The following is a 19,672-nucleotide window of genomic DNA, read 5'->3' on the forward strand; positions in this document are numbered from 1 at the left end:
GACCGGTGCCGCCGCTGCCGGCCCGACGGACCGGAGAGCGGAGGCGGACGGGAATCGAACCCGCCTGCCCGAGATCCTCGGGCACCTCGGTTTTGAAGACCGGGAGGGCCACCAGGCACCCACACGCCTCCACCGCCCGCCCAGGCTACCGGTTCACCCGCCCGATCCCCGACAAGGAGCCCGGCCACATGCACTCCCCGACACGAACACCCCTGCGCCTCACCCGGTTCGCGCACGGCGGCGGCTGCGCCTGCAAGATCCCGCCCGGAGAGCTGGAGGACGTGCTCGCCGGGCTCACCGGACCGGTGCCGGCCGTCGGCGGCACCTCACTCCTGGTCGGTCTGGCCACCGGTGACGACGCGGCCGTCGTCGCCCTGCCGGGGGAGAGCGGAGCCGCCCCCCGAGCCGTCGTGTCCACCGCGGACTTCTTCACCCCCGTCGTCGACGACCCCTACGACTGGGGCCGCATCGCCGCCGCCAACGCCCTGTCCGACGTGTACGCGATGGGCGGGTGGCCGATCGTCGCCGTCAACCTGCTCGCCTGGCCGCGTGACGTCCTGCCCTTCGAACTGGCGCGTGAAGTCCTGCGCGGCGGCCTTGAGATCGCCGCCGAGGCGGGCTGCCACGTGGGCGGCGGACACAGCGTGGACGACCCGGAACCCAAGTACGGGATGGCCGTCACCGGCCTGGCCGACCCGGACCGGCTGCTGCGCAACGACACCGGCCGGCCGGGCGTGCCGCTGTCGCTCACCAAACCCCTCGGCCTGGGCGTGCTCAACAACCGGCACAAGGCCACCGGCGAGCGGTTCGAGCAGGCGGTGGCCACGATGACGGCCCTCAACCGGGACGCCTCCGCCGCCGCCCTCGCCGCCGGCGCGGTCTGCGCCACCGACGTCACCGGCTTCGGCCTCCTCGGCCATCTGCACAAACTCGCCCGCGCCTCCGGCGTCACCGCCGTGCTCGACACCGCCGCCGTGCCCTACCTGGACGGGGCCCGCGAGGCCGTGCGGGACGGCTACGTCAGCGGCGGCACCCGGCGGAACCTGGACTGGGTGACACCGTTCACCGACTTCGGGACCGCGGACGACGACACCCGGCTGCTCCTCGCCGACGCCCAGACCTCGGGCGGTCTGCTGGTCGCGGGCGAGGTGCCGGGCGCCCCGGTCGTCGGCGAACTCGTCCCGGAGGGCACGCACTCCGTCGTCCTCAGATGAGCCTCACGGCTCGGTGCCGGTCTCCTCGTCGATGCCCGCCCGCTCCCGGTACGCGCGCACCAGCTCCCGGGCCGCCGGACCCCTCGGCCGGCGCCCCGGCCGGATGTCGACGGCGAACGCCTTCGCCTCCTGGATGTGCGTGTTGGGGTCGAGGGACAGATGCAGCAGCTCGTTGGCCGCGTCCCCCGTGCTGTAGCCGTTCGGGCCCCAGTGATAGGGCAGCCCCACCTGGTGCAGGGTGCGGCCGTGCACGGTCAGCGGTGCCATCCGGTCGGTGACCAGCACCCGTGCCTCGATCACCGCGCGGGCGCTGACGATCGTCGCCCAGCCGGTGTGCGCGAGGCCCCGCTCGGCGGCGAGCGCCGGTGACACCTCGCAGAAGAACTCCGGCTGCAGCTCGGCCAGATACGGCTGCCAGCGGGACATGCCGCCCGCCGTGTGGTGCTCGGTCAGCCGGTAGGTGGTGGCGACGTACGGGAACACCTCGGTGCCCGGCGCTCCGCCGCTCGGCTGGTAGCGGTTGTCCGGGTGCGGCGGCAGCAGATGCCGTACCGGGTTGCGCTGACGGCCGTACAGGAGGTTGGGGAACGGCGAGTCCTGCGGCTCGTAGTGCGTCGGCAGCGGTCCGTCGGTGAGGCCGGACGGCACGTACAGCCACGCCTTGCCGTCGGCCTGCATGATGAACGCGTCGGTGCCCGACAGGGCATCGGGGCCGGTCGCGTCCTTCGGCGGCCGGTGGCCGGGGGACCTGTCCTTCTTGAAGTCGGGGACGTCGTGCCCGGTCCACTCGCCCGCTTCCGCGTCCCACCACACCAGCGCCTTGCGCTCGCTCCACGGCCTGCCCTCCGGGTCGGCCGAGGCACGGTTGTACAGCACCCGGCGGTTGGCGGGCCAGGCCCAGCCCCACTCGGCGGCGACCCAGTCCTGCTCGCCGCCGGGCCTGCGGCGGTCGGCCTGGTTGACGCCGTCGGCACGCACCCCGCAGTAGATCCAGCAGCCGCAGGAGGTGGATCCGTCGTCCGCCAACTGCTCGTAGCCCGACAGCGGGGCGCCCTCGGCGTCACGGCCGTTGATCTCGGCCAGCACGGCCTCGGCGTCCGGCTCGGCGAGCGGGCCCTTGGTGGGGTAGTCCCACGTCAGGTCGAGCAGCGGCCGGTCCATCGGGTCGGTGGACGCGGCGAGCTTCTCCCGGACGATCCGCCCGAGGTGGAAGGTGAACCAGAGGTCGCTGCGCGCCTCGCCGGGCGGCTCGACGGCCTGGTGGTGCCACTGCAGCAGCCGCTGGGTGTTGGTGAAGCTGCCGTCCTTCTCGGTGTGCGCGGCGGCCGGCAGGAAGAACACCTCCGTGCCGATGTCCTCGGTGCGCAGCTCACCCGTCTCGATCTCCGGGCCGTCCTGCCACCAGGTGGCCGACTCGATGAGCGAGAAGTCCCGTACGACGAGCCAGTCCAGGTTCGCCATGCCCAGCCGCTGCAGCTTGGCGTTGGCGGAGCCGACCGCGGGGTTCTCGCCCATCAGGAAGTACCCCTTGCACGTGCCGTCCAGCTGGGCCATGACCGTCTCGTACGTGGAGTGGGAGCCGGTCAGCCGCGGCAGGTAGTCGAAGCAGAAGTCGTTCTCCGCCGTCGCCGCGTCGCCCCAGTACGCCTTGAGCAGGCTCACCAGATAGGCGCGCATGTTGCCCCAGTAGCCCTTGGGCGCCGCGTCGGCCCGGACGAACGCGTCCAGGTCCTGCCGCTGGTGGGCGTGGGGCATCGGGATGTACCCGGGCAGCAGGTTGAACAGCGTGGGGATGTCCGTCGAGCCCTGGATGGAGGCGTGCCCGCGCAGCGCGAGGATGCCGCCGCCGGGCCGGCCGATGTTGCCGAGCAGGCTCTGCAGCACGGACGCCGCGCGGATGTACTGCACCCCGACCGTGTGCTGGGTCCAGCCGACCGCGTACGCGAGGGCGGTGGTGCGGTCCCGTCCGGAGTTCTCGGTGACCAGGTCGCACACCCGGCGGAACAGCTCCTGCGGGACCCCGCAGATCCGCTCCACCATCTCGGGCGTGTAGCGGGCGTAGTGCCGTTTGAGGACCTGGAGGACGCAGCGGGGGTGGGTCATCGTCTCGTCGCGTTCCGGCTCGCCCTCCGGGATCGTGGGACCACCGGAGCCGTGGGACTCACCGCGCGCCGCCTCCGCGACGTCCGGAGACCCGCTGAGCCTGTCGAACTGCTGGTCCCGCTGCCCGGAGGCCGCCTGTACGACGGCGCCCCGGTACTGCCAGGTGGCCGGGTCGTAACTGCGGCTGCCGGCGTCGAGCCCGGAGAAGACACCGTCGAGGTCCTCGGTGTCCCGGAAGTCCTCCCGCAGGATCACGGGCCCGTTGGTGTACGCGACCACGTAGTCACGGAAGTACGCCTCGTTCTCCAGGACGTGGCGGATGATCCCGCCGAGGAAGGCGATGTCCGAACCGGCCCGCAGCGGTACGTGCACATCGGCCAGGGCGCTGGTACGGGTGAACCGGGGGTCGACGTGGATCACCTTCGCCCCGCGGGCCCTGGCCTCCATCACCCACTGGAACCCGACCGGATGGCACTCGGCCATGTTCGAGCCCTGGATGACGATGCAGTCGGAGTTCTGCAGGTCCTGCTGGAAGGTGGTCGCGCCGCCGCGGCCGAACGAGGTTCCCAGACCGGGAACGGTGGAGGAGTGTCAAACCCGCGCCTGGTTCTCGATCTGGACGGCCCCCATGGCGGTGAACAACTTCTTGATGAGGTAGTTCTCCTCGTTGTCCAGGGTGGCCCCGCCCAGGCTCGCGACGCCGAGGGTGCGCCGGGTGCGGGCCGCGTCGACCTCCCACTGCCAGCCCGCCCGGCGGGCCTCGATCACCCGGTCGGCGATCATGTCCATCGCCGTGCCGAGGTCGAGGCGTTCCCAGCCGGTGCCGTGCGGACGCCGGTACAGCACCTGGTGCTCGCGCGCGCCCCCGGTGGTCAGCTGCAGGCTGGCCGAGCCCTTGGGGCACAGCCGGCCGCGCGAGATCGGCGAGTCGGGGTCGCCCTCGATCTGGGTGACGCGCTCGTCCTCCACGTACACGTTCTGGCCGCAGCCGACGGCGCAGTACGGGCAGACCGACTTCACCACCCGGTCCGCCGTGGCGGTGCGGGGCACGAGCCGCCCGCTCGGCCCGCTCTTGGCGGCGGCGCCGCGCCCCAGCGGGTCGGTGCCCTTGAGCTGGCGGTAGACCGGCCAGGAATCGATCCAGGTGCGCACGCCCATCACGTCTGCCCTTTCCGGAGTACGCGTCTGCCCGGCCGGGGTACCCACCCCCGCGCGCTCCAATCCGGGGCGCACACCGCGCGGAAGCGCACAATGGCGACGGCACGAAGGTGACGAAGGAGGACGCGGCATGCCCCTGAGGCACGTGGCCCACGGGATCCGGGCCTCGCTGCGCAACAACGGCCAGGCCTACGGCTACTCCGTGTCGATCACCATCGCCCTGGGGCTGCTGAACGTCGAGGCGAAGGTGTCCGGTTCGGCGCCCTACATCTACTTCGCGCTGGGCGCGGCCGTGGCCTTCAGCCTGCTGGAACTGCTGGCGACCACCGGGTTCCGCAAGGCCCTGGAGGAGGAACCGAGCACGGTCACGGCCATGGGCGTCTCGCTCAGCCTGGTCTCCGTCGGCGTCTCGGCGCTCCTGGCGTGGGCCACCGCCTCCCTCGTCGGCGGCGTGGCCGCGTGGCCGGTGACCTCCTTCGCGGTGTCGGTCGTCTACCTGCTGCTGGCCGGGACGGAGTTCGCCCTCGCGGAACGGGCCCAGCGCTCGCCGCCCCCGGACGACCGGGACCGGCGCTGACGCCCGAGCGCTCCGCCGGAAGTACGGACATGTGTCGTCGGTCGTCCGTGGCGCCGTCGTGGCTGGTCGCGCCCACGCGGCGGCAGCCGCACGTCGGCACGGTCCCGCGCCCCTTCGGGGCGCCGCCGGACCCGCTCAGGACTCCCCGGCCCGCGACCGGGCCGCCAGCCGCTCCCGCTGCGGTACGACCGTGTACCGGGGATCCTCGGCCGAGGCCACCCCGGCGTGGAACACGCCGAGCCGCAGGGCGGCGGAACCGGCCAGCAGGGCCGTGCCGGCGAGGGCGGTGAGCGCCCGGCCGCGACGGCCCGCGCAGGCCGCCAGCGCGGCGCCGCCGGCCGTGAGCGCCTCCGCGGCGCGCAGCCACGTCCGCGGCCCGCCCTGCTCGTAGGGCTCGGCCGCCAGCCCCATGTTCCGCTTCATGAGCCGGAAGGCGCCCAGTTCGAGCAGCGCGCCCAGGACGGCCGTACGGCGCGCCGGACCTGTCTGGTCCGCGGGCGCCGCCGCCAGGGCCAGACCGGCCGCCGCGGTGGCGCCGGAGCCGGCGAAGACGAACGGCAGCTCGCGGTACCCCTCGTGCCACGACGGCACGGCGGTGTCGGAGATCAGCACGGCGGTGTACGTCACCACCGCCGGGCCGAGGGCGGCGGCGGACGCCGTGGCGGCGGCGCCCACGATCCGGTACCTGCCCGCGACGTCGGCGGCGGCCGCGGCCATCGTGAGCGGCGCGTAGGTCGCGAGCAGCCACGAGCCCATGCTCATCGGGGACGTCGGCTTGAAGACACGGAGCATGTTGAGGAAGCGGGCGGGACGCCCCAGGTCGTGCACGAGCGCCGCCGTCGAGAGGGAGATCGCGCCCACCGCCCCCAGCTTCGCCGTGCGGGCCAGCGCGGGCCGGGCGGTGGCGTCCGCCCCGGCGGCCAGCAGCGACGACGCCCCGGCGAGACCGCCGAGGAAGAGGTAGCCCGCGATGTCCAGGGGCTTCCACGTGGGCCTGTTGAGGACCGGCCTGCCGTAGTACGACGTGAACTCGGCGTCGGGGACCATGGCCCGCTCGCCGCGCCCCCGGCGGCGCCCGGCGCCCCTGACGCCGTCGCCGGCCCCGCTCATCGCGGCCTCCCGGCGAAGCCGGCGACGGCCAGCGCGGCGAGCGAGGCCGCGGCCGCCGCCGCGTGCCGCCACATGGCGGGCAGGTCACGGGTGGTGACGACCGGGTCGGGCGGCAGCCCGTACACCTCCGGCTCGTCCAGCAGCAGGAAGAACGCGCCGTCGCCCCCGACGCCGTCCTTTGGGTCCTCGCCGTACAGACGGGCGTCCGTCGTCCCGGCCGCGTGCAGCTGTGCCACCCGGTCCGCCGCGCGTTCCCGCAGCTCCTCCAGCGGGCCGAACTGGATGGAGTCGGTCGGGCAGGCCTTGGCGCAGGCGGGTTCCATGCCGTCGCCGAGCCGGTCGTAGCACAGGGTGCACTTCCAGGCGCGTCCGTCGTCGGGCCGCTGGTCGATGACACCGTACGGACAGGCGGGCACGCAGTAGCCGCAGCCGTTGCAGATGTCCTCCTGGACGACGACCGTGCCGAACTCGGTGCGGAACAGCGAGCCCGTCGGGCACACGTCGAGACAGGCGGCGTGTGTGCAGTGCTTGCACACGTCGGAGGACATCAGCCAGCGCATCTCGCCGCCGCCGGGGGAGTCCGCGAGAGCGCGGGCGGCGTCGAAGACGTCGACGCCGTCGTGGCCGGTGCTCCCGCCGGCGGGCCGCGCGCTCTGCTCGACGAAGGCCACGTGCCGCCAGGTGCTCGCACCGAGGCCCTGGGTGTTGTCGTAGGACATGCCGGTCAGTTCGAGGCCGTCCTCGGGGATGGCGTTCCACTCCTTGCAGGCCACCTCGCACGCCTTGCAGCCGATGCACACCGTGGTGTCCGTGAAGAAACCCATGCGCGGCGGCGGATCGGTGTGCCCGGCCGCGTGCGCGATGTCGTCCGTCATACGGGACCTCCTGCCTCGGCCGGGCACGGGTGCCCCCGCCGGGCGCGGCCGAAACGGTCACCGCGGGGCGAGGGTGAGCGCGCCGTCCGGGTCGAGGGCGATGTCCACGTCGCTGACCCGGTCGAGCGTCTCCCGCAGCCAGGCCCGCTCGTCCGCCGCGGCGGGCTCCAGCCGCATCCGCCGCGTTCTCAGCGGCACCATGCGCAGCCCGGACGGGCGCCCGCCGTCCGGGGGCACCGACAGCAGACAGGCGAGCCGCAGGTCGTCGCGGTACTCCTCGTAGCCGGTGATGCCCTCGTAGTCGTCGACGAAGTCGCCGCAGCCGTAGAGGATCACCCGGCCGCGGTACATCTCGACCGGGCGGGGATGGTGCGAGGAGTGGCCGTGGACGACGTCCACACCCCCGTCGACCAGAGCGTGGGCGAAACCGACATGGCTCCGCGGCACATGGTGGCCCCAGTTCGAACCCCAGTGCACGGACACCACCGCGACGTCCCCCGGACGCTTCGCCCGCCGCACCCGCCGGACGACCGCCTCCGCCGCGGCGGCCGACGGCTCCGCGAGGAACGCCACCCCGGACTGCTCCGCCGTCGCCGCCCAGCTCGGCGGGATGCCGCTGGACATCACCCCCAGGGCGAACACCAGCACCCGGCCGCCCCCGACGGGGACCACCGCCGGCGCGTACGCCTCCTCGGCGTCCCGTCCCGCGCCCGCCGTCCTCAGACCCGCGCCGTGGAGCACGTCCAGCGTCTCCCGGAGCCCGGGACGGCCGAAGTCGAGCACATGGTTGTTGGACAGGACGCACACGTCGGGCCGCACCGCCTCCACGGCGGGCACGTTGGCCGGGTTCATCCGGTAGTGGACGGCCTTCCCGGGCGCGAACGCGTCGCTCCGCGTCACGGAGGTCTCCAGATTGACGATCCGCGCATCCGGGGCGGCCCCGCCGAGCACCTCCAGCGCCCGGCCCCACGGCCACGAGAACGGGACCGGCCGGGGAACCGGACCGCTCACCGCCTCCGCCAGCTCCACATAGCCGCGCGCGTCCCGGACGAAGTCCTCCCGCAGCGCGGGATCGCCCGGGTGCGGGAGGATCTGGTCGACCCCGCGCCCGAGCATCACGTCCCCGCACAGGAACAGCGTCACCGTCCCGGCGTCCATGTCTCCACGGTAGGTCTACGGCACACCCAGTTCGAACAGGACGTATCCCGCGTACGAGCCGGAGGCCAGGGCCGCCGTGCCCAGCACCGCGGCCAGCGAGGGCCACTTCAGCCGGCGCATGGCCAGGGCGAGCGGGACGAACAGCGGGAACAGCGGGAGCAGATAGCGGGAGACGTTGCCGAAGTACTGCTGGGTGGCCATCACCATCAGGTACGACAGCACCGTGTACACGACGAGCACGGCGGGCGGGCGCAGCCGCGTCAGCAGCACCGTCAGCACCGGCACCAGCAGCACCACCCCGACCCCGATGATGTCCTCCATGGGCATCGCGAACAGGTAGTCGGTGTGCCCCACGGGCACGGAGGTGAGCACGTCGAGGGTGTGCCGGCCCCAGTCGAACTTGTGGGCCCAGGCGCCGTCCTGGAGCTTGTTGTAGCCGCCCCAGTCGCCCATCCGGTAGCCCACCCAGCCCAGATAACCGGCCACGCCCAGCGGGGCGATCGCCACCGCGGCCAGCGGGCGGCGGACGCCCTCCTCGCGGCGCCACACCGCGAGCAGTCCGGCGACGGCGAGGGCGGCGACCAGGGTGACGGCGGTGGGCCGGGCGAGGCCGGCGGTGAAGGTCAGCACCCCGGCGGTGAGCCAGCGCCGGGTCATCACCGCGTAACAGGCCCAGGCGGCCAGCGCCGTGTACACGGACTCGGAGTACACCGCCCACTCCGCGCCGGAACCGGGCCACACCGCCCACAGTCCCACGGCGACCAGACCGGCCCGGTGCCCGCCGAGCCGGGCCGTGACGGCGTGGATCCCGAGCGCCGCGACGAAGGAGGACACGACCGACACGGTCATGCCGGCGCCGTACGGGCCGAGCCCGGTGACCTCCGAGACCATCCGCATCAGCGCCGGGTACAGCGGGAAGAACGCCGCCGAGTTGCCCTCCAGGGTGATCAGCCCGGTGGCGCCGGGTATCGGCTCCAGCGCCGGGTCGTAGCCGTGCAGGGCGATCTGCTGGTACCACCAGCCGTCCCAGCTTCCCAGCACGTCCCAGGTGTGGGCGCCGCCGCCGAACCGCGGATGCTTCTCGCGGAAGTCGCCGGCCGAGTCCAGCAGGTACATGAAGACGGCGAAGCCCACCAGCTTCAGCACGCCGTACGTCGCGAGGACGGGCCCGTAGCGCACGGCGGCGCGGCGCAGCCGCTCGCGCGGGTCCGGGGCGGCCGGCGGGGCGGTGTCGGGCCGGGGCACGGGGGACGGGGCCGGGCCGGCCTGGCTCGTCGGGGCGGTGGTCATGAGGTCGGGGATCCTGTCGTACGGCGGGAGCGCCGGCCGGGGAACACCCAGGCCCGCAGAAGAAGGAAACGCAGCAGGGTCGCGGCGAGGTTGGCGGCGACCAGCGTCAGCAGCTCCACCCGGGGCCCGGCCCCGGGCGCCGCGCGGTGCAGCACGGCCAGCGAACCGCTGGTGAGGGCGAGGCCGACCAGGAACGCCGCCAGTCCCTTGAGCTGGTGGCGCAGCACCCCGGTCCGGCCCCGCACCCCGAAGGTGAGCCGCCGGTTCGCGGCGGTGTTGGCGACGGCGCTGGCCAGCAGGGCGAGCGCGTTGGCCGCCTGGGCGCCCGCGGCGGGCCGGAGCACGCTGTAGAGCAGCAGGTAGAACAGGGTGCTGGCCACCCCGACCGCGGCGAAGCGGAGCAACTGGGGGACCAGCGCGGGCGGCAGCCCGGCGGCCCCGTCGAGTTCCCCGGGGCGGCGCAGCGCGGCCAGCGGCAGCCGGCCGCCGGCCAGGGCGCGCCCCAGCCGGGCCATGCCGCGCAGGTCCGCCAGCGCCGTGGACAGGATGTCGACCCGGCTGTCGGGGTCGTCCACCCAGTCCACCGGCACCTCGTGGATGCGCAGCCCGGCACGCTCGGCTATCACCAGCAGCTCGGTGTCGAAGAACCACCCCCGGTCCTCGACCAGCGGCAGCAGCCGCTCGGCCACGTCCCGCCGCACCGCCTTGAAACCGCACTGCGCGTCGGTGAACCGCACGGCGAGGGTGCCGCGCAGCAGCCCGTTGTAGCAGCGGGAGATGATCTCCCGTTTCGGCCCGCGCACCACCCGGGAGCCGCGGGCCAGACGGGTGCCGATCGCGATGTCCGAGTGCCCGGAGATCAGCGGGGCCACCAGCGGCAGCAGGGCCGCGAGATCGGTGGACAGGTCCACGTCCAGATAGGCGAGCACCGGCGCGGACGACCGGGACCAGGCGGTGTGCAGGGCCCGGCCGCGGCCCTTCTCGGCCAGCCGTATCCACTCCGTCCCCGGCAGCTCCCGGGCCAGCCGCTGGGCGATCGCCGGGGTGCGGTCCGTGCTGGCGTTGTCGGCGACGGTGATCCGGAACGTGTAGGGGAAGGTCTCCGCGAGGTGCGCGTGGAGCCGCCGGACACAGGGCTCCAGGTCGTTCTCCTCGTTGTGCACGGGCACGACCACGTCCAGGACGGGTTCCGGATGGTGCGCCGGCAGCGGCGCCCGGCGCGGCAGCGCCACCTGCGCCGCGGACGCGGCGGATGAGCGGCGGTCGGTCGGTGCCGACCGCCTCGCGGTTCTCATGACGGGTTCACGGTCTCTTTCCGGCGTACGGCATGACGGGCCCTGGTACGGGCATGCCGCGCCCGAGTGGTGGTCGGGGGAACGGCCCGGGGCGGGGGCGCCCACGGGCGGGGGTCGAAGGGGCTAGCCGCTGCCGGCCGACTCCTCACCGGCCGAGGCGGAGGGCCCCCGCGCCGGTGACGTGGTCGCCGGCGCGGTCGACGGGGGTGCCGTCGTGGCCCGCCGGGCGGCGCCGGGCGTGCTGGTCGGCGGGAGCGAGGTCGGCGTGCCGCCGTACCCGGGTGACGTGGTGCCGGCGTCCGTGGTCCCGGGCGTGTCCGTCGGCGGCCACGACACGCTCGGGTCCGTGTGCGGGGCGGACGTCGTCGGCTCCGGGGACACCGGCGGCGGCGTCGGACTGGTCGCCGGCAGCGGCCGACGGTCGGCGGGCAGGGACCGGGAGTCGGTGCCGGGCAGCAGGGCCAGCCCGGCGCTCAGCCCGGCCACCGCGAGGGCCGAGCCGCCGGCCCGCCACAGCAGCCGGGCCCGGCGGCGGACCCGGATGCCCTCGTACAGGCGCTCCTGGTGCTCGGCCCGGAAGGGAGCCGGCTGCCGGGTGTCACGCATCATGCGCGTCAGCTCACGCTCGAAGTCGTCCATCGCTTCTCCCCTCACCCCACGGGCCTGACGGTGTCGGACAGGATCTGCCGCAGCCGCGCCACACCGCGCGACGCGTGGGAGCGCGCGGTGCCCACCGGACAGCCGAGGGCCTGCGCCACCTGGCCCTCGGGCAGGTCCTCGCAGTAGCGCAGCACCACCGCGGCCCGCTGCCGGGGCGGCAGCAGCGCCAGCGCGGCCTCCAGCCGCGAGCGCTCCGCGACGGCCGACGACACGTCGCCCGGACCGGCCCGGTCGGGCAGCTCGCCCACCGGGCGCTCCCCCCACCAGCGGCGCCGGGCCGAACGGGCCGCCATCCGCACCAGCACCTGGCGCACATACGCCTCCGGGGCCTGCTCGGCGACCCTCGGCCAGACGAACCACAGCTTCACCAGGGCCTCCTGGACGAGGTCCTCGGCGCGCTGCCGGTCACCGCCGGTGAGCAGCCGCGCGACATGGAGCAGCGCCGACCAGCGGGCAGCCACGAACTCGTCGAAGCCGTCCACCCGAAACCGCTCCATCCCCACCGCCCCGTGTCCGAACAACCCCTTGCACCTGAGACAAAGACTCATGACCCGGCGAAACGATGCACCTAAGTGCTGTGATCCACCTCACCTCGGACACGCCGGCCTCGGACACGCTCGCCCCGGGCACGCGAAAGGGCGGGCCGCACGCCCATGACCGCGTCACAGCGGTCGACGGACGTACGGCCCGCCCCAGGGGGCGGTGGCCGTCCCTGCCTACGTACGGTCGCCCTTCGGCTTGCCCCGCTGGTCCGGGGTGCCGTGCGGCGGCGGGCTGGACGGCTGCGGAGAGGTGGCGGGCGAGACCGGGGACCCGGCCCGCCCGGCGCCCTGCTCGGGACGGAGCGCGCCGGGGTCGCCGGACGTCGGCTCGGCACCCGCGTCGAGCTGCTCCAGCCGGGCCTTCAGCAGCTCGGTCGCCGGAACCCGGTCGGCGTGCGAACGCTCGTACGCCAGCAGCTCCTCGACCTCGCCCGCGGACAGCGAGCGGATCCGGCTCTCCAGGCCGCCGATGGGCAGATGGTCGTAGTCGGGCAGGGGCAGGGCGTTGCGGGCGGGATCTGCCATGGTTCTCACTTCCCTGGTGTACGACGTTGCACGGCCGTCGGCGGCGGGCCGACGGGGGCGGGACGGTCAGCGGCCCCCCGGCCCGCCGCTGCCGAACGCCCCGCTGCCGCCCTCGTCCCAACGGGGCCGCTCCTGCGACGCGCTCGTACGGCTGCCGGAGTTGCCGTGGCCCTTCAGCTCGTGCGGCAGCAGCCGCTCGCCGCTTCTGGGCACCTCGTCCGGCTCCCGCCGCTCCCGTGTCTCCCGGACCGGTCCCCCCTCGGGCATCCGGGGCTGTTCCTCCGGGCCGGGCCGGCGCACCGTGCTGTTCCTGACCCGGCGGCTGCCGAAGACGAACATGCCGATCAGCAGCGCCAGGACCACCACACCCGCCACCACGAGCCCCGCACCGAGGGCGCCGCGGCTCGCGGCGAGGTCGGCCGTCTCCATCCACGCGGTGTTCATCATGGCCCGCGGGTACCCCCGGTCCCGCCCGCCAACCTGCTCACCCCGCGGCGCCGCACACCGCGCGGAACCCTTGCGGGCGCCGGGTTTGACCGCCGGGGCGGCGGCTACCCGCGCGATGTGACGACGACATCCCAGGAAGAGCTGTTCCGGTTCCTGGAGGACCGTTTCGCGTGCGCCCAGGCATGCACCGAGTGCGCGCGGTCCTGCGCGACGCGGGCGAGCCTCGTGGACCCGGACGGCACCGAGAACCAGGAACTCGTACGACGCAAGGGCATCATGTGCGCGGAGGTCTGCGACGCGACCTGCCGGGTGCTGTCCGAGCAGAACCAGGTGGACGAGGCGACCATCCGCGTCCAGGTGGAGTGGTGCCGCCAGGTGTGCCTGGAGAGCGCGCAGGTGTTCGACGATTGCTCCGGGGCGGAACAGGCGGCGCAGGCGTGCCGCGCCTGCGCACGGGCCTGCACGGAATTCCTCGCCACCCTGAACTGACCCGCCGGTGAGCGAAGCGGACCGGGCGCCGCGGCACCGTACAAACTCGGGCGAGTTGTCGCCATACTGGACGAGCCAGGGGAGGGCGGGGCGGACTGCGACGGGGGCGGGCGAAGGAGATGGGGGACAGCAGGCTGATCCACGGCCGGTACCGGCTGATCGACCGGATCGGACGCGGCGGCATGGGGGAGGTGTGGCGGGCACGGGACGAGTCACTGGGGCGGCAGGTCGCCGTGAAGTGCCTCAAACCCGTCGGCCCGCAGCAGGACCGGTCGTTCGGCCGGGTGCTGCGCGAGCGGTTCCGCCGGGAGGCCCGGGTGGCCGCGGCACTGCAGCACCGGGGGATCACCGTCGTACACGACTTCGGGGAGTCCGAGGGCGTGCTCTACCTGGTGATGGAGCTGCTCCAGGGCCGCAACCTCAGCCAGCTCCTGGAGGACAACAAGCAGCATCCGCTGCCGGTCGACGAGGTGGTGGAGGTCGCCGAGCAGGTCGCCGCGGCCCTCGCCTACACCCACGACCAGGGCGTCGTGCACCGGGACCTCAAGCCCGCCAACATCGTGCGGCTGGACGACGGCACGGTGAAGATCTGCGACTTCGGCATAGCCCGCCTCGGCCACGACATCGGCTTCACGTCCCGGCTGACCGGCACCGGCGTCGCCATGGGCACCCCGCACTACATGTCGCCGGAGCAGATCAGCGGCTCGGAGGTGGACCGGCGCAGCGACCTGTACTCCTTCGGCTGCGTGCTGTACGAGATCGCCACCGGCGTACCGCCGTTCGACCTCGACGACGCCTGGGCGGTCCTCGTCGGCCACCGCGACACCCCGCCACGTCCGCCGCGCGGCCACCGCGCCGAACTGCCCGAGCGGCTGGAGCGCATCATCCTGGACCTGCTGGCCAAGGAGCCCGGCGGGCGGCCGGACAGCGCCCGTGAACTGGCCCGCCGGGTCGGCGCGCTGCGGGCCGCGCCGGCCGCGGTGGCGGCCGGGACGGGACTCGCGGGCCCGCCCGACGGCACGGTCCGTCCGTACCCCTCGGAGGAGCCCGAGCCGGTGGGGCGCGCGGCCCGGCTGCCGTCCTGGACCCGCGGCATGACCACCGGACACAAGGCGGCCGGCGCCGGGCTGCGCGCCACACCCCCCGACCCGGCGGCCGGCCTGTCCGGCGAGTGGATCGCCCGCCCCGCCGCCGGCTCCCGCGCGCGGCCCGCGGCGGACGAGCCGCCCGCGCCCTCCCCGGAGGCGCTGACCGCCCTCGCCGGACGGCACAACGCGGGCCTGAGCCTGGGGCGTCTCGGCCGCTGGACGGAGGCGGGGGAGGTGCACCGCGCGGTCGCCGCCGAGCGCGAGCACCTCCTCGGCCCCGACCACCCCGACACCCTCGCAAGCCGCTACGAGGTCGCGTTCACCCTCAGCCGCACCGGCCGCGCCGCCGACGCGCTGCGCGCCTACAAGCAGGTCGCCGAGGCCCGCATCCGCGCGTTCGGCGCCGACCACCCCGACACCCTCGCCGCCCGCCAGGAGATGGCGTACGTCCTCGCCCAGCTCGGCCGCCCCTTCGACGCCCACCAGGTCTATCTGTCGGTGCTCGCCGCCCGCGAGCGGACCATGGGACCCGACCACCCCGACACCCTGCGCTGCCGCCACAACCTCGCCTTCAACCTCGGCCGGCTCGGTCGCCTGGAGGACTCGTACGGCATGGCGTGCGAGGTGGCCGCCGACCGCGCCCGCGTGCTCGGACCCGAGCACCCCGACACCCTCGTCACCCGCTACGACGTCGCCTACACCCTCGGTCAGCTGGGCCGCTGGACGGAGGCCCTGGAGACCTACCGCGAGGTCGCCGAGGCCCGCGCCAGGGCCCTCGGCCCGGACCACGCCGACACCCTCGCCGCCCGCTACGAGACCGGCATCAGCCTGGGCCGGCTCGGCCGCACCGCCCAGGCGCTCGACCTCTACCGCGCCCTGGTCGGGGACCGCACCCGCGTCCAGGGACCCACCCACCCCGAGACCCTGCGCGCCCGGCACGGCATCGGCGTCAACCTCGGCCGGCTCGGCCGCTGGACGGACGCCCTCGCCGAGTCCCGCGAGGTCTGCGCGCTGCGCGAGCGGGTCCTCGGCCCCGACCACCCGGACACCCTGGTCAGCCGCCGCGAGGTGGCCGTCGGGCTGGGCTGGCTCGGCCGCTGGGCGGACGCGCTGACCGAGTACCGGCGGGTCGCCGAGACCCGCGAGCGCGTCCTCGGCCCGGACCACGCCGACACCCTCGCCGCCCGCAACGACGAGGCCCACTGCCTGGAGCGGCTGGGCCGCGGCGCGGAGGCGGCCGGGCTGTACCGCCGGGTGGCGGGACTGCGGCAGCAGGGGGCGGCCGGCGGGGCGTGAGGCTCCGGCCCGTGTCCGGCCGGTGCGGACCGGCGCGTGTCCGGCCGGTGCGGACCGGCGCGTGCTACGAAGAACCATGACCGCACCCGAGGCGACCCGGAGCTACGACGCCGTCATCGTCGGCGGAGGCCACAACGGCCTCGTCGCCGCCGCCTACCTCGCCCGGGCCGGGCGCTCCGTGCTGGTCCTGGAGCGGCTGGACCACACCGGCGGGGCGGCGGTCTCCACCCGCCCGTTCACCGGCGTCGACGCACGGCTGTCCCGGTACTCGTACCTGGTCAGCCTGCTGCCCCGGAAGATCGTCCGGGACCTGGGGCTGGACTTCCGGCTGCGCACCCGCACCATCTCCTCGTACACCCCCGTCGAACGCGACGGACGGCCCACCGGGCTGCTCGTCGGCGGCGGCGAGCGGCGCACCCGCGAGGCGTTCGCCCGGCTCACCGGCTCCGAGAACGAGTACCGGGCCTGGCGGCGCTTCTACGACATGACCGGCCGCGTCGCCCGCGCTGTCTTCCCGACCCTCACCGAGCCGCTGCCCACCCGCGACGAACTGCGCCGCGCCGTCGGCGACGAGGAGGCCTGGCGGACCCTCTTCGAGGAACCCCTCGGCGTCGCCGTCGAGGAGCGCTTCGCCGACGACCTGGTGCGCGGCGTCGTCCTCACCGACGCCCTCATCGGCACCTTCGCCGACGCCCACGACCCCTCGCTGAGGCAGAACCGCTGCTTCCTCTACCACGTCATCGGCGGCGGCACCGGCGCCTGGGACGTCCCCGTCGGCGGCATGGGCGCCCTCACCGACGCCCTGGCCGACGCCGCCCGCGCCGCCGGAGCGGTCATCGCCACCGGCCACCGGGCGGTGCGCGTCGACACCGACGGCCGCACCGCCGAGGTCACCCACCGCACCGCCGACGGCGAGGGCGTCGCCGCCGCCCGGCACGTCCTGGTGAACGCCTCCCCGCAGGAACTCGCGAGGCTCACCGGCGACACGCCCCCGCCGCCCGCCGAGGGCGCCCAGCTCAAGGTGAACATGCTGCTCGAACGGCTGCCGAGGCTGCGCGACACCTCCGTCGACCCGCGCGAGGCGTTCGCCGGCACCTTCCACGTCGCCGAGGGGTACGGGCAACTGGCCGCCGCCCACGCCCAGGCCGCCGCCGGTGAGCCGCCCGCCGTCCCGCCCTCGGAGATCTACTGCCACTCGCTCACCGACCCCACGATCCTCGGCCCGGACCTGGCCGCCCGGGGCTACCAGACCCTCACCCTGTTCGGACTGCACACCCCCGCCCGGCTGTTCGAACGGGACAACGACGCCGTGCGCGAGGAACTCCTGAAGTCGACGCTCGCCCAGCTCGACGCCCATCTCGCCGAACCCCTCGCGGACTGCCTGGCCACCGACGCCGACGGCCGCCCGTGCCTGGAGGCCCGGTCCCCGCTGGACCTGGAACGCGACCTCGGCCTGCCCGGCGGCAACATCTTCCACCGCGAACTGTCCTGGCCCCACGCCCAGGACGGCACCGGCCGCTGGGGCGTGGAGACCCGGCACGCGGGCGTCCTGCTGTGCGGCGCGGGCGCGGTGCGCGGCGGCGGGGTGAGCGGCGTACCGGGGCACAATGCGGCGAAGGCGGTGCTGGAGGCCGGGGAGGGCTGACGCGCCGACGGGTAACTCCGTACGTAGTACTCTGCCTGAAGTGGTGTGATGGTGGACGCGGCGGGCGGAGTTGGTGTCAGTGGTCAGACGGAACGAGCAGCGGCGGGCCGCGCTGGTGGACGCCGCGATCGAGGTGCTGGCCCGTGAGGGCGCCCGGGGGCTGACGTTCCGGGCGGTGGACACCGAGGCCGCCGTACCCGTCGGCACCGCGTCGAACTACTTCGCCTCGCGCGACGACCTGCTCACCCAGGCCGGTGCCCGGGTCTACGAGCGGCTCCAGCCCGACGAGGAACTCGTCGCCCGGCAGCGGGCCGCGGGCCGTGACCGGGAGGCCTACGCGGGACTGATGCGGGAACTGGTCGGCCGTATCGCCGCCTTCCGCACCGGATACCTCGCCCTGCTCGAACTCCGGCTGGAGGCCACCCGCCGCCCCGGACTCCGCGAGGTGCTCACCGAGCGGGTCCGTGCCGACGTCGAGGCCAACGTCCGCTACCACGAGGGGTCGGGCCTGCCCGGCGACGCCATGGCCGTCAAGCTGCTGTACCTGGCGCTGAACTGGCTGATCGTCGAACAGCTCACCCTGCCGGACGTCTTCGCCCCGGACGAGCGCGAGCGGCTGGTGACGGCCGCGGTCGAGCGGATCGTGGCCGCCGAGTAGCCCGGACGGGCGGTCAGTCCCGCTTCTCGCGCAGGTCCACGATCCGCCGGATCTTGCCCACCGAGCGCTCCAGCGTCTCCGGACCGACGATCTCCACGTCCACCGAGACGCCGATGCCGTCCTTCACCGCCGCCACGATCGACCGGGCGGCCGCGTCCCGCGTCGCGGCGTCCGCGCCGGGGCGGGCCTCCGCGCGGACGGTGAGGGAGTCCATACGGCCCTCCGTGGTGAGACGGAGCTGGAAGTGCGGCGCCACGCCCGGGGTGCGCAGCACGATCTCCTCGATCTGCGTGGGGAAGAGGTTCACCCCGCGCAGGATCACCATGTCGTCGCTGCGGCCGGTCACCTTCTCCATCCGCCGGAACACCCGGGCGGTCCCCGGCAGCAGCCGGGTCAGGTCCCGCGTCCGGTACCGGACGACCGGCATCGCCTCCTTGGTGAGCGAGGTGAAGACCAGCTCGCCCCGCTCGCCCTCCGGGAGGACCTCACCGGTGAAGGGGTCGACGACCTCCGGATAGAAGTGGTCCTCCCAGATGTGCAGACCGTCCTTGGTCTCCACGCACTCCTGCGCGACACCCGGTCCGATCACCTCCGACAGCCCGTATATGTCGACCGCGTCGATCGCGAACCGCTCCTCGATCTCCTGCCGCATCCGCTCCGTCCACGGCTCCGCGCCGAAGATCCCCACCCGCAGCGAGGTGGAGCGCGGGTCGACACCCTGCCGCTCGAACTCGTCGAGCAGGGTGAGCATGTAGGACGGGGTCACCATGATGATCTCGGGCTTCAGGTCCCGGATCAGCGTCACCTGACGGGACGTCATCCCGCCGGACGCGGGGATCACCGTACAGCCGAGCCGTTCGGCGCCGTAGTGGGCGCCCAGGCCACCGGTGAACAGACCATAGCCGTAGGCCACATGTGCCGTGTCCCCCGGCCGGCCGCCCGCCGCGCGGATGGAGCGGGCCACCATGTCGGCCCACATGGAAAGGTCACCTTCCGTGTAGCCGACGACCGTGGGGCGTCCGGTGGTGCCGCTGGAGGCGTGCAGACGGCGGATGCGGTCACGGCCCACCGCGAACATGCCGTACGGGTAGTTCTCCCGCAGGTCCGCCTTGGTGGTGAACGGGAAACGGGACAGGTCGGACAGCGAGCGGCAGTCGTCCGGGTGGACGCCCGCCCGGTCGAAGGACTCCCGGTAGAACGGCACATGGTCGTACGCGTGCCGCAGCGAGCTGCGCAGCCGCTCCAGCTGGAGCGCCCGCAGGCCCTCGGGGTCGAGCCGTTCCGCCGGGTCCAGCGGGTCCGCCGCCTCCGTCATCGGGACCGTCCTCCCGTCTGTCGCACCGATTCGGACGACCGATCATTCGGTCGATCTTTCCGGGATCAGTAAGTCAGGCCACCGACCTGAGGGCAAGAGTCCGCCTGCACTTTTCTCGCCCCCGCCGCCCTTACCCGTCCCGACCTGGGGCTCCGCCCCAGACCCCGCTCCTCAAACGCCGGAGGGGCTGACATCCAGCCCCTCCGGCGTTTGAGGAGCGGGGGTCC

General features: G+C 74.2%; 17 protein-coding genes and 1 tRNA gene. 6 read left to right on the top strand and 12 right to left on the bottom strand.

Features of this window, described 5'->3' with window-relative positions; genetic code table 11:
* Positions 1 to 38: 38 nt before the first annotated feature.
* Positions 39 to 131, bottom strand: a tRNA-Sec gene (locus tag ACZ62B_RS37990).
* A gap of 57 nt (positions 132 to 188) precedes the next feature.
* Here ACZ62B_RS37990 and selD point away from each other — a divergent pair.
* Positions 189 to 1,214 carry a selenide, water dikinase SelD gene (selD, locus tag ACZ62B_RS37995; protein ID WP_469693855.1) on the top strand — a complete coding sequence of 342 codons (1,026 nt, stop codon included), beginning with the start codon at positions 189 to 191 and terminating at the stop codon, positions 1,212 to 1,214.
* Between the two features lie 3 nt (positions 1,215 to 1,217).
* On the opposite strand, the gene fdh is transcribed toward selD, so the two are convergent.
* Complete coding sequence (gene fdh, locus ACZ62B_RS38000) at positions 1,218 to 4,475, bottom strand: formate dehydrogenase (protein ID WP_344565822.1); 3,258 nt, start codon at positions 4,473 to 4,475, stop codon at positions 1,218 to 1,220.
* A 130-nt stretch (positions 4,476 to 4,605) separates the two neighbouring features.
* Between fdh and ACZ62B_RS38005 the strand changes: the two genes are divergently transcribed.
* Positions 4,606 to 5,052, top strand: a complete 447-nt coding sequence (locus ACZ62B_RS38005; protein ID WP_344565824.1) for a hypothetical protein — start codon at positions 4,606 to 4,608, stop codon at positions 5,050 to 5,052.
* Between the two features lie 135 nt (positions 5,053 to 5,187).
* On the opposite strand, the gene nrfD is transcribed toward ACZ62B_RS38005, so the two are convergent.
* The 9 genes from nrfD to ACZ62B_RS38050 form a co-directional block, all read right to left on the bottom strand.
* Positions 5,188 to 6,162, bottom strand: coding sequence for an NrfD/PsrC family molybdoenzyme membrane anchor subunit (nrfD, locus tag ACZ62B_RS38010; RefSeq protein ID WP_344565826.1), 975 nt, complete (start codon positions 6,160 to 6,162; stop codon positions 5,188 to 5,190).
* Complete coding sequence (locus ACZ62B_RS38015; RefSeq protein WP_468728109.1) at positions 6,159 to 7,037, bottom strand: 4Fe-4S dicluster domain-containing protein; 879 nt, start codon at positions 7,035 to 7,037, stop codon at positions 6,159 to 6,161. The genes nrfD and ACZ62B_RS38015 overlap by 4 nt, the downstream gene beginning before the upstream one ends.
* 57 nt (positions 7,038 to 7,094) lie before the next feature.
* Positions 7,095 to 8,195 (bottom strand): CapA family protein, encoded by a 1,101-nt coding sequence (locus tag ACZ62B_RS38020; protein WP_469693858.1) that lies wholly within the window; start codon positions 8,193 to 8,195, stop codon positions 7,095 to 7,097.
* 15 nt (positions 8,196 to 8,210) lie between these two features.
* Entirely contained in the window at positions 8,211 to 9,485 is a 1,275-nt protein-coding gene (locus ACZ62B_RS38025; protein WP_344565832.1) for a hypothetical protein, read from the bottom strand.
* On the bottom strand, positions 9,482 to 10,780 hold the full coding sequence (locus tag ACZ62B_RS38030; protein WP_344565834.1) for a bifunctional glycosyltransferase family 2/GtrA family protein: 1,299 nt from the start codon (positions 10,778 to 10,780) through the stop codon (positions 9,482 to 9,484). The genes ACZ62B_RS38025 and ACZ62B_RS38030 overlap by 4 nt, the downstream gene beginning before the upstream one ends.
* 123 nt (positions 10,781 to 10,903) lie before the next feature.
* Complete coding sequence (locus ACZ62B_RS38035) at positions 10,904 to 11,419, bottom strand: cellulase (protein WP_344565835.1); 516 nt, start codon at positions 11,417 to 11,419, stop codon at positions 10,904 to 10,906.
* Between the two features lie 11 nt (positions 11,420 to 11,430).
* Entirely contained in the window at positions 11,431 to 11,937 is a 507-nt protein-coding gene (locus ACZ62B_RS38040) for a SigE family RNA polymerase sigma factor (protein ID WP_073937349.1), read from the bottom strand.
* 219 nt (positions 11,938 to 12,156) lie between these two features.
* Positions 12,157 to 12,507: a DUF8129 domain-containing protein gene (locus ACZ62B_RS38045; RefSeq protein ID WP_344565839.1), complete on the bottom strand. Its 351-nt coding sequence runs from the start codon at positions 12,505 to 12,507 to the stop codon at positions 12,157 to 12,159.
* Positions 12,508 to 12,573: 66 nt separating this feature from the next.
* Positions 12,574 to 12,951 (bottom strand): DUF6479 family protein, encoded by a 378-nt coding sequence (locus tag ACZ62B_RS38050; protein WP_344565853.1) that lies wholly within the window; start codon positions 12,949 to 12,951, stop codon positions 12,574 to 12,576.
* A gap of 120 nt (positions 12,952 to 13,071) precedes the next feature.
* Here ACZ62B_RS38050 and ACZ62B_RS38055 point away from each other — a divergent pair, with 120 nt between their 5' ends.
* The 4 genes from ACZ62B_RS38055 to ACZ62B_RS38070 all read left to right on the top strand — a co-directional run bounded on the left by ACZ62B_RS38055 (position 13,072) and on the right by ACZ62B_RS38070 (position 18,130).
* Positions 13,072 to 13,443, top strand: coding sequence for a four-helix bundle copper-binding protein (locus tag ACZ62B_RS38055; RefSeq protein WP_344565841.1), 372 nt, complete (start codon positions 13,072 to 13,074; stop codon positions 13,441 to 13,443).
* 119 nt (positions 13,444 to 13,562) lie between these two features.
* A complete protein-coding gene (locus ACZ62B_RS38060) occupies positions 13,563 to 15,827 on the top strand; it encodes a serine/threonine-protein kinase (RefSeq protein ID WP_469693861.1) in 2,265 nt (754 codons plus the stop codon).
* A 76-nt stretch (positions 15,828 to 15,903) separates the two neighbouring features.
* Positions 15,904 to 17,472 carry a phytoene desaturase family protein gene (locus ACZ62B_RS38065; RefSeq protein WP_469693863.1) on the top strand — a complete coding sequence of 523 codons (1,569 nt, stop codon included), beginning with the start codon at positions 15,904 to 15,906 and terminating at the stop codon, positions 17,470 to 17,472.
* 79 nt (positions 17,473 to 17,551) lie between these two features.
* Positions 17,552 to 18,130, top strand: coding sequence for a TetR/AcrR family transcriptional regulator (locus tag ACZ62B_RS38070; RefSeq protein WP_344565847.1), 579 nt, complete (start codon positions 17,552 to 17,554; stop codon positions 18,128 to 18,130).
* Positions 18,131 to 18,143: 13 nt separating this feature from the next.
* Here ACZ62B_RS38070 and paaK read toward each other — a convergent pair whose 3' ends face one another.
* Positions 18,144 to 19,445, bottom strand: a complete 1,302-nt coding sequence (gene paaK, locus ACZ62B_RS38075) for a phenylacetate--CoA ligase PaaK (RefSeq protein ID WP_468728127.1) — start codon at positions 19,443 to 19,445, stop codon at positions 18,144 to 18,146.
* Positions 19,446 to 19,672 lie beyond the last annotated feature (227 nt).

The organism is Streptomyces sp. NPDC053426, from assembly GCF_055585405.1.